This is a genomic window from Flavobacterium sp. 90 (genome assembly GCF_004339525.1).
Lineage (GTDB): Bacteria > Bacteroidota > Bacteroidia > Flavobacteriales > Flavobacteriaceae > Flavobacterium.
Window position 1 is genome coordinate 4,438,743 of sequence record NZ_SMGE01000001.1, and the last position, 16,110, is coordinate 4,454,852.

Consider the following 16,110-nt stretch of genomic DNA (forward strand, 5'->3'; position numbering starts at 1 on the left):
ACAGCTTGTTTTTAATGTCTGATTTTAAGAAGGTAAAGTCATATTTGATTTTGCTACGGTACTTTCTATGCCTTTTTTTAAAATAAATAAAAGCAAATTATTGAAAATAATACTGTCTCATTTTGATTCTGATTTTTGATTTTGAAATAAAATGTAAAACGCCAACAACGTGCCAGATAAGGCAATTGTACTCTTTATTATGTTATTAACCATTTGATTAAAAAGACTTATTAACCAATAAACAACCAATTTTATGAAAAACCAATTTAACCCGGTAAATGCCGAGCTATTAACCAAACAAAAAAAGATATTTCTCTGGACCAAGAAGAATTCGATATTCTTTTTTGTCACCTTATGTAGTATTTCCTCTTTTGGGCATACAGTAAAATTAGAAAGAGTTGAAGTAATAAATCATGCTAAGGAAACAAAAGCAGAAAGTAATCTGAATTTTGCTGTTGATGTTGATCCCATTACCGGAAAAGTGACGGGTGAACTTGGCGAAAGCTTATTTGGAGCTTCTGTTAAAATTAAAGGAACAAACAAGGTAGAATCTACAGATGTTGACGGAAGCTTTTCTATTGCGGCAAAAGAAGGTGATGTTTTGATTGTTTCTTATGTTGGATTTATTACTAAAGAAGTAACAGTTGGCAATCAGAAGCAATTAAATATTAGACTTAAATCAGCCCAAAATGATTTAAGTGACGTTGTTATTATTGGTTATCAAAAAGTACATAAAAAAAATGTCAACGCTGCCGTATCAACTATTAGCAGTAAAGATTTGCAGGATATTCCGGTGATTAGTGTTTCTTCGATCATTGGTAGTTTGGCCACAGGAATACAAACGCCTACTCAAACGGGTGCGCCTGGAGGAAGAGGATCTTTGGTTATTCGTGGAAACACCAGCATGTCAGGTTCTGGTTATAGTAGTCCGCTTTATGTAATTGACGGAGTACAAACATCTTTAGAAGATTTAGCCGGATATAATACTTCCAATACCGATTTTTTGGCGTCTTTGAATCCAAATGATATTGAAAAAATAGATTTCCTAAAAGATGCTTCTGCGGCTGCGATTTATGGATCACGCGGAGCAAATGGAGTTATTATTATTACGACCAAAAAAGGTGGAGCTTTGGATAAACCCGAATTTACTTTTTCATTAAACACAGGAATATCTCCTATTCCAAATTTAGTGACAATGAATATCGGTTCTGCCGAAAGAAATGCCAAGATGGGAATGCTTTATAAATGGTGGAAATCTGATGACGTACAGACATCGCATGTACCAATGGTTTTATCGGATAGTTTGAATCCTGCATTTAATAATAAAGTTGATTATCAGGGATTATTTTATAGAACGGGAATTTCTAACAAGTATAATTTAAGTATGCGAGGCGGAAGCGAAACTACAAACTATAGATTATCATTAGGATATGATAATGTAGAAGGAGTTATTAAAAACTCAGGTTTTAAGCGTTATACTTTTTCGGGAAACATTAATTCTAAAGTTGGACAAAATTTCGAGAATCAATTTCGAGTTAATTTATTGCAAACGGACAATCAAACAGGTCAGGGAAATCCTGATGGAGGAAGATTTCAATTCAATAATACGTTACCTACTGATCCTTCGAACTTAAATTCTTCTTTGTTTTATGTTTCGGATGATAAAATTAAATCGTTACAAGGAGAATTATCAGATAAACTGAATACAGATGAAACTATACAAGTAACGCTTTCTGATTTTATGAAATATGATTTCACGCCTGCTTTTTCAATTAATGCACAATTTAATTACGTGTATAGTTCTGAAAAGAAAAATTATTATGAGCCTTCAACAGTGCGTGAAGAAGGAGATGGTTTTGCCAGTTATGCCTTATATAATCGAAAAAATTTATCATCAGATCTTTATGCTAACTACTATAAGAAATTTGGTAACCATACTGTTACAGGTGTCTTAGGACAAAAAACAGATTATAATAAATATGAAGATATGTTTATGTATGCCAAAGGTTTTGGTGTAGATGCAATCAAGGTTATCAATGATCGCTATACTCAAGGTCAAATTAATGGTTACACAAGTATAGAATCCAACGCTTTACTGTCTTATTTTGGGCGTTTAGGATATCGTTTTAAAGAACGTTATATGGTTGATGTTGCCTTTAGTAGAGATGGATCTTCTCGTTTTGGAGAAGATGTTCGCTATGCTAATTTCTCTTCTATAGCGTTGGGTTGGATTATTTCTGATGAGCCTTTCATCAAAAAAATCACCGGAAATGTTTTGAGTTACGCAAAATTAAGAGCCAGTTATGGAGTAAATGGAAACGAAATTGATGAGAATTTCCTGAGATACGGATCTTACAGATTAGGTTATGGCGGAAATCCATTGTGGTCTAATTTAATGAATGTTTCTACTTATGGAGGCACAACGGGAGTTGTAACCGATTATAATACTATCGGGAATCCGAATCTTTCCTGGGTAAATTCAAAACAATGGGATATAGGTTTTGATATGGATTTGTTTAATAACCGAATCAATATAACTTTTGATGCTTACAACAAGAAAACAGAAAATCTATTATTCGAAACTCTTTTTCCTGCTTATTCAGGATTCAATCAGGCAAAATCAAATGTAGCAGGTGTAATGAATTATGGTTGGGAAGCAATGGTTAAATGGCAAATCTTTTCAGTTGGAAATCCTTGGAAACTTGAAATAAGCACGGGAATGAGCCAAAACAAAAACTTCGTAACTAAGCTTCCTAACGGAAACAAAGATTATTACGGATATGATGCAGGCAGAGACAGAAGTTATGGATATGTGGTAGGAATGCCATTGATTCTTCCTGTACAATTCAAAAACGAATATATTGTCGATAATCTAAGTCAGTTACCAATAAATCCATACACTGGAGAAATACTGCACGGTAAATCTGCTTGGGGAACTATTGCACCGGGAACACCAATCTGGAAAGATTATAACGGGGATTATTTATTAGATGAAGCCGGCGATTATAAATTGGACACTTCATTTAAACCAACACCTGATTTTACAGGATTATTCAATATAAATTTAAAATACAAAGGTTGGTATTTACAAGCTTATAGCCAATTCTCATTTGGTTCTGATATTATAGATTCGTCTACACAAAAATATTTAGATAATTACGACAGAGGAGATGATTGGGCTGTTAAAGGTTTACAAGATCTAAGCGGATTGTCTTTTTGGGAAAACCCGGGAGATGGAGCAGCAGGTGCACATTATCCGGCTTTGTATCCGGCTCGTCCTAATACTACGCCTTATTACAGATTTAGAAGCGGTCAGTCTCTGTGGAAAGAAAGTGGTGATTATTGGAAAATATCAAACGCTTCTATTGGATATACAATTGACAAAAGTCGTGTTTTAGAGCAAATACATATTTCTCGTGTACGTATTTATGGTTCGGTAATAAATCCATACCAATGGCAACGTTCTAAAGTTGTTGCAGATGCTTCTCAAGTTGATGAAATGGGATACACGCTTGGTAATGGATATCCACAATCGAAAACATTTTCACTTGGATTGGATATTAAATTTTAAATGAATTAAAAATGAAAAAGTATACATACAATAAAATAACGATTCTGACTTTTTGTTTGTTTAGCCTTTTTGGCTGTACAGATATGTTGGATCAAGAACCAATGGGTTTGGCAACTCCGCAAAATTTTTGGGTTTCTCAGGCCAATGTTGAATCAGCATTAGCAGGAGATTATGCGTTGCTAAAAGAGGCTTTGACCAAAGATTCAAACTTCTTGTTATGGGGAGAATTTACCGGAATGACTTTTATGAACAGTCAATTCTGGATTGTAGATTATATCGAAGGAAACGGAAATTATGTTTTGGCGTATCGTGATGATTCGCGCAATTGGAAAGGTTTTTACAGAGCGGCAAACTGGGCTCTTTCTATCGAAAAACACGTGAGTGAAATGCCGGATAACGCTTTCAAATCAAAAGCCGAAAAAAACAGGCTTATTGGCGAAGCAGCTTTTGTAAGATCATTATCCTATTTCTATTTGGCTCGTATCTGGGGAGATGCGCCAATTGTAGATGAGGTTATAGAGACTTCAGATCAATTGATTAAGGACGGTAACATTGTTACAAAACCAAGAGAGAATGAACTTAAAGTCCTGGATTTTTCTTTGGCTGCAGCCAATAAAGCAATTGGTTTATTAGAATACTCTACTCCCGGTGCTCCTAAATGGGCTATTACTGCCAATAAAGCAAGTGCCGAAGCCCTAAAAGCACATATCACGCTTTGGTACGCGAGTAGAGATCATGGTAATAATGCTATGATTACTCAGGCTCTTGCGGCTGCCAATTCAGTGATTCAAAACAGTCATGCGTCACTTATTGATTATGTAAATGAAGGCGTAGATGGATTTAATGATATGTGTATCGGGCAATCTAAAACGGGTCTTTTTGAAATTAATATCAGTGCTGCCATGAACGAATCATATCGTGTGGACGGAGGAGATACCACTCCGACAGGATTAACGTTAACGAATCCGTTTTTTCTAAATCCTAATTCAAATGCGCCTATTATTAGTGACGATTTTTATGGTAAGGATATGATGAATTCAGATTCGGACAGAGACAATGATAAACGTAAAGAATTGTTTTTTAGCAATTTTGATTCAAATGAACAATCTTCTTTAATGAAATATTCTCAGGCAACTCGCGATGGTCAGGCGTCTGATCCTTATGCGAGATTTTCAGAATCCAACATCTTAATTTTCAGATTAGCGGATATCTACCTTCTTAGAGCTGAAGCAAATATGAAACTAGGAAATACTTCCGCTGCTGTTGCCGATATTAATACAATCAGATCTAAAGCTAATGTACCTAATTATACCGGTGCTACTGACAATGAATCACTTACGAAAGCCATTTTTGACGAGCGTGCTATTGAATTGGTAGGCGAAGGACAATCAGGATTTGACAGAATCAGAATGAATTATTTTGCGGGAGTAAGCTGGATGAACCCAACCAGAATTGCTCATAAAGGCTGTTTTTGGCCAATTGATCCATCTGTAATCTCTATTAATTCTGCCATTATTCAAACCGACTTTTGGAAAGGTAAGTTGTAATTTATTTAATAATTTTTAAAGAACATAAACATGAAATATATAGTAATAATAATAGTGCTTTTCAGTATGTATTCCTGTTCAAACGACGACTATTTAATTGATGGTGGTCTTGCCAATCAAAATGTTGGAATGTCTACTTATGATTTTCTAAAATCACATAAACAACTGGACACATTGGCTTTATTGATTCAAAAAGCAGGTATGATTGATGTGGTTAATGCGAAATCAACGACTCTTTTTGCTCCGAATAATTTGTCTATCAAGAATTATATTTTTTATAAGAAAGATATCGAAGAAAATCCAAATTATGGTATAAACGATATTCCTGTAGATGAGTTGAAAGAAATATTAGGAGGATATATTTTCGATCAAAGTCTGGATCGCAGCAAATTGGTAAAAGAAGGGAGAGTTTATCTAGCCCATAATGGGGAAGAGAGAGGGATTTCTCTTATACCTGTTGAAGAATATAAGGATCAATTAGATCAATTTCCGGAGTATGTGGTTTATTCTTTCAAAGGATTGGATAATTATTGGGGGACTAATCCAGATGATGGCAGCAATGACGATGTTCATACTATCGTCAGAACCTCCAATTTAATTTCTACCAACGGAGTAATTCATGTGCTGCAAGGGTCTCATCATTTTTCGAATTATATCATCAATTAATCGCTCATTTTGAGGAAACAATGTTCGATCAAAAATGAAATAGAAAGACTCAATTTTTGAAACCTATTTCTAAGAAAATTTTAAAAAAATAATATATCTACATATGAAAAAGATAATTTGTTTATTAGGGATTACCCTGTTTATATTGTCCTGTGAGCAGCCAGAAGTGGGCTATATCAGCGATAATATACATTCACTACAAGACACAATCACCGTTCCTCGCGGCGTGTTTTTTTCTTCTGTGCCGCCGGCAGTAGAAGGATCAACATATCCAATGGAATGGGCAATTACAAGTATTACGGATAAAAATGGTAAAGTAACTACTGAATTGCAGGATAAACATGAGATTTTGACCTGGACAGCTCCATTTGATCCTACTACGGATACTACGTTGGAATTGGCTATGAAAAAATTAAAACTGAGTCCGCAACCGTCTATTATAATGAATCCCGTAAGCGGGGAATTTGTCTTCACACAAGCCTCTAAATCGGTTGTTGAGGACAATTTTATAGTCAATGTCAGTGCAAAAAATGTTCGTGGAGAACGTCAGTTAGATAATTTCACACGCGTGAAAATGGGTCCATTTGTTCCTGTAGAATTCAAAACAGAGATGAGGTCAAGACTACAGTTAGGCAAAGGAGCAGGTGCTTATGATACCGGTTACACGTATTCTGTACTAAACGATAGTGATCCAAAAGTTGCGGGTGTTTTAAACGGAACCGATCCTTATATCACGATTACAAAAATAAGCGAAGAACCAAAATTAGCCATAAAAGTAAAAATGATTATTGCAGACAGTCATGGAGCAGCTCTTGATCCTAATAAAGTAGTTTTTAATTATAGCGGATCTGCACCTTTACAAAATTATCATGATAATACTATAGGAACCGTATTGGATTCAGAAAGTACGACTTTTGGATTACCGGCTCCGCCATTCCCCCAATACGCCAGAAATTACACAGGTAATGATGCTTACTTAATGTATTATTTGACAACAGCAGATGCTTTTACAGTTGATAAAGCAGCTTTTGAAGCAGCAAATGGCGTAAAGGACTGGAGTAAATATATCGATCCTGCTACTGGTCAAATTAGAAACAGAGCTTACATACGATGGGGAATGAAAATTAATGATTCCGGCACTTGGGAAATTAGAATGAAAATCCCCTATACAACCAAGAAATAGCTTTGTATGATAAGTAAGCATCTGCATACTTGATTGTGCGAAATCCTATTTAACAATGTCCCGGTTCGAAAGTAAAGTTTTGAAAATTTTTTATCACTGGGACATTAAAATGCATAAGTATTAAAAAATAAACATATTAGATATCAGCCTGTTGTAATAATTTTTAAGCAGTTAATTTATTGAGAAGTAAAGAATTACATTTTTTGAAACGTATCAAATAAAAACAATATTAACAATTAATCAACTTTAAAACTATGAGATCAAATACCCTTTTTTCCGCCCCATTAGTGGCTATGTTTTTCCTTTTATCTGTTGTAATGTCTTGTCAGGAAGACACTGCTAAAGAAAGTCCGCAAGCATCAAATTCGGGCAAAAGTTCTGCAAAAGCCGCTGCGGCAAGCGGAGAAAATGCAGCACCATCAGAGCATCTTTATTTTTCTTTTCCATCCGATGCAATTGTCAAACTGCACAAAATAAAAATTACGCAATCGGCGAATGCTGAGTATTTCTCTGTTCACAATTATTCAGGAGGTTATGCAGGTTTACAACAAACTCCCGATACGTCTTTTGGCACACCCAATATTCTGATTTCATCACTTTGGGATCCTAATACCGCCGGAGGAGTTTTTTCTGAAGTGGCTTACGCGGATCCTGCAACTTTAACTAGTAGATTTGGAGGTGAAGGTGACGGATACAAAACAATTAATCCGTATCAATGGGCACTTAACACCTGGTATAATATAGCTTTAAGAGCCTGGAAATTAAACGGAAAATTATACATCGGTACTTTTATCCAAAATCAAACTACCGGAAATTGGTTTCATACCTCGACATTAGCGATTCCTGACAGAACCACTTTTTTAGGGTCAAGCAACGATGCCTTTTTAGAAAACTGGACAGGATCTGATCCGGCTTATGATGGTAGCTTTATTAGAAAAGCCTTTTTTAAAGATTGTTGGAATTTAAGCACCACAAATACGTGGGAAAAACACGCCAGCAGAAGTTTTAGCGCTAATGACGGTGATCAGGGTAGAAACGGAATATACGACAGAGCTTTCAACTCAGGTTATGATGCCACAGAAGATGCTTATTTTATGGAACATGGAGGAACTGTTCAACCTAGTGCCGGATTTGGAACAGGACGAACATTAGCTCTTCCGGCGCAAACGAATCAGGGAAGCGCTCCGGTTTTGACAATTGCTCAGGTTCAATCGGCTACAGCAATTAGCAGTGGGAATACAGTAACGGTAAATTGGACAAACAATCCAACCAAAAGCCCACAATTTTCTTCAAAAGTAGAATTACTTGATCCTTCGGGAACTGTTGTGAGCACCGTAAACGAAGTATTACCTCAAAAAAGAGCAGCGACGATTACAAGCACATTAGGTACCGGAAGTTATTCAGTAAGAATTACCATTACAGATATTTTCAACCAAAATTCTACACCATTAGTAGTACCGGTTACGGTTAATTCCGGTCCAACAGCAGGGACTTGGTATAAAATTAAAAATGTAGCGAGCGGTCTTTATCTGGCTATTGCGAGTAACAGTACGGCAAATAGCGCTTTTCTTGTAGAAAGCACAAGTGCGACTGGAAACGGACAAAAATGGAAGTTTAATGCACAAGGAACTGCTTACGTAATTGTGAATGCCAATAGTAATAAAGCACTCGATATTTCAGGCGGAACACAAACATTAGGCGGAAATATTATTCAATATACGATCTCAAATGGTGCAAATCAGCAATGGAATCTGATTGCGGCGGGTTCTGGTAAATATGTAATTCAAAGTAATTTGTCGAATCATTATGTACTGGATAATCCGGGAAGCAGCACAACAAGCGGAACTAAGATTGTTCAATATAGTATTAATGGTACAACGGGAAGTCCAAATCAACAATGGATATTGGAAGCACAATAAAATAAAAAAGCAAAAGAGATGGGTTAGACCATCTCTTTTGTATTTGACAAATGTACAGCTTGCTTCATAGAGAATAAATATTAAAAAGGCAATGCAAGTAAAAACTGGTAAGCGTATCAAATTATAAAGGCTCACAAGTTCTTGAAAGATTAGTAATGAGATGTTTTTTTAAACACCAATGATATTATGATTAACTATTAATAAACCAAATTATGAAACTAAATTATATTTTTTTATTGTCCTTAATTCTTATGGCAGGTTTTCAGTCTTGTTCTAAGGACGACGTGACTGGTTCCAAACAAAATCCAGACTCTCAGGAATCAAATTTTAATTATACAAGTGAAAAGGCACACAATCTTAATGTTGTTTATTTTATTCCAAATGATGTAACTGAGCCTGCTGATTATCATCGTCGAATAAGTGAAATACTTTTAAATCTGCAAGTTTTTTACAGCACAGAAATGCAGCGCAATGGTTATGGAAATAAAACTTTTGGACTGTTAAAAGATGATGCTAAAAAAAGAATTAAACTGATTGTAGTAAGAGGAAGTCAGGGAAAATCAGCATATCCTTATAATGGTGGAGCCGATGCTATGATAACAGATATCAATAATTATAAAGCAACACATGCAACTGAGTTTACTTCAGATCATTATTTGGTAATAACACCAGTTACAGTGGATCAAAATGGCAATGCTGAGGGCGAAGGCGTTCCTTTTTACGGTTTAGGTAAGTTTTGTTTTGCACTTGACTATGCCAATCAGGATATAAAATATTTAGGAGTTGGCGGAACATCAGGCGAAATAGCTACCAAATGGATTGGCGGTATGGTACATGAACTCGGTCATGGATTAAATTTACCACATAATCGTCAAAAATTTTCATCTGAAACAACATTGGGAATGGCATTAATGTGGGCAGGCAACAGCACTTGGGGTATTTCCAAGACATTTCTAACTGCCGCAGATTGTGCAGTTCTAAATGTTAATCAGATTTTTAATAATGATAACAAAGCTTATTATGAAACAAGTACTGCTTCTATTTCAGAAATACATGCCAACTATGACGTTGCTAAAGGAGCTATTATTGTTTCAGGAAACTACAACAGTTCTTTAGCAGTTAAAGATGTTTTGTTTTTTAATGATCCTAATGTAAATAATGAAGGAACAGGCGTGAACAGGGATTATAATGCTATTGCCTGGACATCAAAACCGGTCAATTCCAATAGCTTTTACATTGAAATGCCGATTTCGGATTTGGAATTCAAAACGGATAATATACCTTATGAATTAAAAGTGAAGCTTGTGCAAGAGAACGGTAATGTAATAGAGACTATTTATTTCTATACTTTTTTAAATGGCAAACCAGTTTTGAATTTTAGTACCAGAAACGAAATCAGTAAACAAGGATGGAGTGTTGCTTCTTTCAGCTCAGAGGAAACTAGTGGTGAACCTGCTCCAAACGGATTGGCTGTAAATTTAATCGACGGGAATGCTGCTACCTATTGGCATTCTAATTGGTCCGGCACTGCAGCAAATTATCCTCATCAATTTGTAATTGATATGGGCGGCAGTAAAATAGCCAATGGTTTAACAATTACACAAAGATCAGGTTTACAGCGCGCTATAAAAGATGCGGAACTCTTTACCAGTCTTGACGGAGTCAACTTCATTTCTGCTGGAACTTATGTGTTTGCCAATACAAATGGTGCACAGTATTTTGATTTTTCTGCATCAAAAACTTTCAGATACTTCAAAATAGTTGCGAGCACATCTTGGGATGGAGAGCCATTTGCCGCCCTTGGAGAAATAGGAATGTATTAAAAAAGAAATATATCATTGAAAACTTTTTCTACTAAATATTAGTGGTTTTTCTGCTAATATTTAGTGAATCAGGAAGTGATTAAGCTGTTAACGTATTTGATATTTCTGCGAAAGAAAAATAGATATGAAAACGACTTAACATTGACAGGAAAGGAAAACAATCTTATTTGTTTAGACCTTGGGAAAAATAACTATTATGATTAATTAAAATGAAAATACTTTATCTGACATTAAGCTTAGCGACAATAGCTTGTGTTAATATAAACGCCCAGCAAATCTCAGACAAGAATGAGATTGTTGCGAAACATGAACTTAATTTCAAGGAACTCTCTACAACTTGGGATGAAGGTATTCCGCTGGGAAATGGAACAATCGGCGCCTTAGTATGGCAAAAAGGTAATAATCTACACATGTCCTTAGATCGCGCTGATTTATGGGATATGCGACCAATGAAAGATTTGCACCGTAAAGAGTTTAGTTACAAATGGGTGCAAGGACAAGTGCAGAAGAATGATTATGGCATTGTACAAAAATATTTTGATGAACCTTATGATACAGAACCCGCTCCAAGCAAAATACCCGGAGGTGCATTAGAATTTGAAATTCAAAATTGGGGATCGATTTCTAATGTGAATCTTTCGATTGAAGCTGCAGTATGTGAAGTAAAATGGGAAAACGGAACTGTTTTAAAAACATTTGTTCATGCTTTAAAACCCGTTGGATGGTTTCGTTTTGAGAATTTAAAAAAAGGATTTATCCCTCATTTGGTGCCTCCTAGATATCAGGGAGAAGTAAAAGTATCAGGTGATCCCGTAGGTGGCGATGATTTAGCCCGTCTGGGATATAAACAAGGAAAAGTAACCGAAAAAGGCAATACCATATCATACGAACAAGAAGGTTGGGGAGGATTTAAGTATCAGATTAGTGTGAGTTGGAAGAAAATAAATGACACAACTATTGAAGGTGTTTGGAGCATTACGTCTCAATATCCCAACAAAAAAATAAACAATGTTGCAGAAAATGTTGTCAAAAAAACATTAGAAGAGGGATATAATAAAGATTTGGCAAGTCATATTTTGTGGTGGAAAAAATTCTGGAACCAATCCAGTATTCAGGTACCGGATGCTTTATTAGAAAAACAATGGTATTTGGAACAATATAAATTTGGTTCTGCAGCCAGAAGAGGAGCTCCGCCTATTTCTTTGCAAGCTGTCTGGACTGCAGATAATGGACGTTTACCGCCTTGGAAAGGCGATTATCATCATGATCTAAATACACAATTAAGTTATTGGCCTTCGTACAGTGGCAATCACATGGAGGAAGCGATGGGATATATCGATCATCTTGAGGAAAATAAAGCTAATTATAAACGCTATACCAAAATGTATTTTGCCAATGATGGTCTCGCCGTACCGGGTGTTACAACACTTGATGGTACAGAAATGGGAGGTTGGATTCAGTATTCTTTTTCGCCTACCGTATCGGCCTGGTTGAGTCAGCATTATTATTTGCAATGGCGCTATAGCATGGATCGCAAATTTTTGAAAGAAAAAGCATATCCATGGATAAAAGATGTTGCCAGACATTTAGAACAAATTACAATAAAAGACGAAAAAGGCTTTAGAAAATTGCCGATTAGTTCAAGTCCTGAAATGAATGATAATGATATTAGTGCCTGGTTTAGCCAAAGTTCGAATTATGATTTGGCATTAATGACTTTCACTTTTAAAACAGCAGCAGAATTGGCAAATGAACTAGGATTGAAGCAAGAAGCAAATCATTGGAAACAAATATTAAATGAATTTCCTGATTTTGCGCGTACGGCAAATAATGAAATGATGGTTACACCAACAATGCCCTACACGGAATCTCACAGACATTTTTCGCATTTGATGGCAATTCATCCGCTTGGTCTGATTAAATGGGAAGATGGTGAAAAATCGCAAGCAACTATTAAAAACACGATTAGTCTGGTAGATAAAATTGGACCGGATTACTGGTGTGGATATTCTTATTCCTGGATGGCAAATCTTAAAGCCAGAGCAAAAGATGGAGAAGGCGCTACCAAAGATTTAGAAATTTTTGCTAAAGCATTTTGTCTTAAAAATAGTTTTCATGCAAATGGAGATCAGACAAAATCCGGTTATTCAAAATTTCAGTATCGTCCATTTACATTGGAAGGAAACTTTGCGTTTGCAGCCGGTTTACAGGAAATGTTATTACAAAGTTATGCCGGTTTTATAGAAATCATGCCCGCCGTACCAGTTATGTGGAAAGATATTTCTTTTAATACATTGAGAGCAGAAGGCGCATTTCTGGTTAGTGCTTCAAAGAAAGATGGAATTATAACAGAAATTAAAATCGTAGCAGAGCAAGGAGGAATAACCAAATTAAAATTACCCTTTAAAAACTGGAAAGTTGAGTCAAGTCATCTTGCAAAAACAAAACAGGTTTCAGAGGAATTTGTAGAACTGGAATTTGATAAAGAAGGCTGGATTATTTTAAAAAATAAAGAGACAAAATAAGAATGCTAATCAAGATTTGAAAGTCTATAATTTGTGCCATCAGGCACTAAGTATTGTCGGAAAACAGGAATATTGATAAAGAAGGCTGGATTGTTTTAAAAAATAAAGAGAAAAAATAAGAATGCCAATCAAGATTTGAAAGTCTATAATTTGTGCCGTTAGGCACTAAGTATTGGTAGTCCTAATAGATTCAAAATTCATTGGCGTGCCGTAGGTACGCAACAAAACGATAACTATTGCGTACCTACGGCACGCTAAATCTATAACGATTCCTGTTTTCTACCAATATTTAGTGCCAAACGGCACATTTTAACCTTTGATTCGCATTAATAACAATAATAATATGAGTTACAAATTTTATACGGGAGTTGTTTTTTCTTTGTTGATTTCAATGCAGGCATTAGCACAATCCAAAATGATTAAATCAGACTCGATTTATCTGGTAGAAAAAATAATAGTGGAACCTTTTATTTCAAAAGAGACTTCAACTTATAAAATGCCGGTTAGTCCTGAAGGATATGAATTGAAACTAATAGGATCTGATAATCTTTCGGTAATAACCAAGTCGGGAATTATTTTCAGACCGTTACAAAATACTACAGTTAATTTGTTGTTTAAAGCAAGTAAAAAAAGTGATGGTTCGGCTATTGAGATTCCTTATTCAATAAAAGTAGAAGGGACTTACAAAGATCAGGGAAAGAATGCGAAACCCTTTGTGATTCCTTCATTACGCGAGTGGCATGGAGACGAAGATAATTTTGTATTGACAACTAAGTCAAGAATTGTGTTGGATGCAAAATATGCAGATGTACTTAAACAAGCGGTAAATATTTTTCAAAATGATTTAGTTGAACTTTGCAAAATCAAGCCAACTATTGTTTCGGGAACTCCAAAAGCCGGCGATATTTTTATTTCTTTAAATGGCAATAAAGAAGAATTAGGATCAGAAGGTTATTCTCTTTCGATAAAAGATTATGTTTCGATCAATGCAGCCGAATATAAAGGAGCTTTTTGGGCAACGCGTACTATTTTGCAACTATTAGAAAGAGATCCAAAGCATTGTTTTTTGCCTAGGGGAATTTCCAGGGATTATCCTAAATATGAAGTAAGAGGATTTTTACTGGATGTTGGAAGAAAGTACTTCAAAATTGAATTTTTGCGTGATTATGTAAAGATGATGTCTTATTACAAAATGAGTGATTTTCAGTTGCATCTTAGCGATAATGGTTTTGTAAAACAGTTCGACAATAATTGGGACAATACTTATAGCGGATTTCGATTAGAAAACGAAAGATATCCGCAATTACCTACCAAAGGAGAATTTTATACCAAAAAAGAGTTTGTTGATTTGCAAATACTTGCTGAGAATTATGCTGTGAATATTATTCCTGAGATTGATGTTCCTGCTCATTCTTTGGCTATTTCAAAAGCATTTCCACAAATTGCAAGTAGAGAATTTGGAAAAGACCATCTGGACATTAAAAATCCGGAAACTTATACAATCGTAGAAAATATATTTAAAGAATATTTAGAAGGAGAAAATCCGGTTTTTCGTTTTAAAGAAGTACATATCGGAACTGACGAATATGACAAAAAAGAAGCAGAACCTTTTAGAAAGTTCACAGATCATTTTATAAAATACGTACAAACTTTTGGCAAAGAAGTCAGGGTTTGGGGCGCTTTAACTCATGCACAAGGAATTACTCCGGTGACCTCAAAAGGAGTTACGATGAATGCGTGGTACAACGGTTATGCTGATCCTTTCAAAATGAAAGAATTGGGTTATCCTTTAATCAGTACGCCAGATGGTTTGCTTTATATTGTGCCTGCTGCGGGTTATTATTATGATTATTTAGACCTGAAATATTTATATGATAAATGGGAACCGGTTGTTATTGGAGATGCCGTTTTCAAAATGGGAGATCCTTTTGTAAGAGGCGGAATGTTTGCGGTATGGAATGATGTTCCAAAAAACGGAATCACCGCTCAGGATGTAACAGACAGAGTATTTCCGGCACTTCAGGTATTGAGTGAGAAAATGTGGAGTGGCGTTGATATCGCAGTAGATTTTAATGAGTTTTCGGGCAAAGCCAAAGATATAAACGAAGGTCCCGGGCTTAATTTGAGAGGGAAAATTTCTGCTAAGGATTCTTTAGTTTTAAATTGTAAAATGAAAGGTGATGATAAAGAAATAAAGAAACTACAGCATGCGAATTACGTACTTGACGGAAACAGAAAAGTATTAAATTTTAAAAATAGTAAAAGTTCTGCGAAACTTCCGTATAACGAAATTGGATATAATTATACCGTTAGTTTTAAAATAAATCCTTCTCAAAATAATGCTGCCAATGCAGTACTTTTTGAATCAAATCATGCTATTGTAAAGTTAAAACAAGGAAATACGTCAAATCTTGGTTTTTCTCACGAAGGAAAAGATTATGATTTTGGTGTTGCTATTCCGGAAAATAAATGGACAAGTATTGCTATAAGCGGAGATAATAACTCAACGACTTTATATCTAAACGGAGAATTGGTTAAAAAACTCACAAGAGAAAAAATTCCAACCGGGTATCAAAAAGACTCGATTTGGGTGATGAAAACCTTATTTTTTCCTCTCGATAAAATTGGAGGCGGCAACAATTCTTTTATCGGAAAAATCAAAGATTTGAAAGTATTCAATCAGATTTTATCAGAAAAACAAATTCAAGCCATAAAGGAAGAAGAATAAAAGAATAAGGAGATAGTTTGAATTTTGAGTATAAAAAAAGTCCTAATGAAAATTAGGACTTTTTTGCAGAGAGTACGATTCGAATCTTAAGCTTGAAACCTGCTTATTTCCTGTGTTTTTGTCAATTTTTTTAACCACAGTGCCACGA

8 protein-coding genes are annotated in these 16,110 nt (G+C 35.3%); all 8 read left to right on the plus strand.

What is annotated here, in order from left to right; genetic code table 11:
- Positions 1-253: 253 nt before the first annotated feature.
- The 8 genes from C8C83_RS18485 to C8C83_RS18520 all read left to right on the plus strand — a co-directional run bounded on the left by C8C83_RS18485 (position 254) and on the right by C8C83_RS18520 (position 15,962).
- On the plus strand, positions 254-3,571 hold the full coding sequence (locus tag C8C83_RS18485) for a SusC/RagA family TonB-linked outer membrane protein (protein ID WP_121329848.1): 3,318 nt from the start codon (positions 254-256) through the stop codon (positions 3,569-3,571).
- A gap of 11 nt (positions 3,572-3,582) precedes the next feature.
- The gene (locus C8C83_RS18490; protein ID WP_121329849.1) at positions 3,583-5,118 is read left to right on the plus strand and encodes a RagB/SusD family nutrient uptake outer membrane protein; all 1,536 of its coding nucleotides are present in this window, start codon (positions 3,583-3,585) and stop codon (positions 5,116-5,118) included.
- Positions 5,119-5,148: 30 nt separating this feature from the next.
- Positions 5,149-5,784: a fasciclin domain-containing protein gene (locus C8C83_RS18495; RefSeq protein ID WP_121329850.1), complete on the plus strand. Its 636-nt coding sequence runs from the start codon at positions 5,149-5,151 to the stop codon at positions 5,782-5,784.
- Between the two features lie 103 nt (positions 5,785-5,887).
- On the plus strand, positions 5,888-6,967 hold the full coding sequence (locus C8C83_RS18500) for a DUF5007 domain-containing protein (protein ID WP_132011838.1): 1,080 nt from the start codon (positions 5,888-5,890) through the stop codon (positions 6,965-6,967).
- 254 nt (positions 6,968-7,221) lie between these two features.
- Entirely contained in the window at positions 7,222-8,886 is a 1,665-nt protein-coding gene (locus C8C83_RS18505) for an RICIN domain-containing protein (protein WP_121329853.1), read from the plus strand.
- A 212-nt stretch (positions 8,887-9,098) separates the two neighbouring features.
- Entirely contained in the window at positions 9,099-10,709 is a 1,611-nt protein-coding gene (locus C8C83_RS18510) for a discoidin domain-containing protein (protein WP_121329854.1), read from the plus strand.
- A 209-nt stretch (positions 10,710-10,918) separates the two neighbouring features.
- Positions 10,919-13,234, plus strand: a complete 2,316-nt coding sequence (locus tag C8C83_RS18515; protein ID WP_121329855.1) for a glycoside hydrolase family 95-like protein — start codon at positions 10,919-10,921, stop codon at positions 13,232-13,234.
- Positions 13,235-13,577: 343 nt separating this feature from the next.
- A complete protein-coding gene (locus tag C8C83_RS18520; RefSeq protein WP_121329856.1) occupies positions 13,578-15,962 on the plus strand; it encodes a family 20 glycosylhydrolase in 2,385 nt (794 codons plus the stop codon).
- Positions 15,963-16,110: the final 148 nt, after the last annotated feature.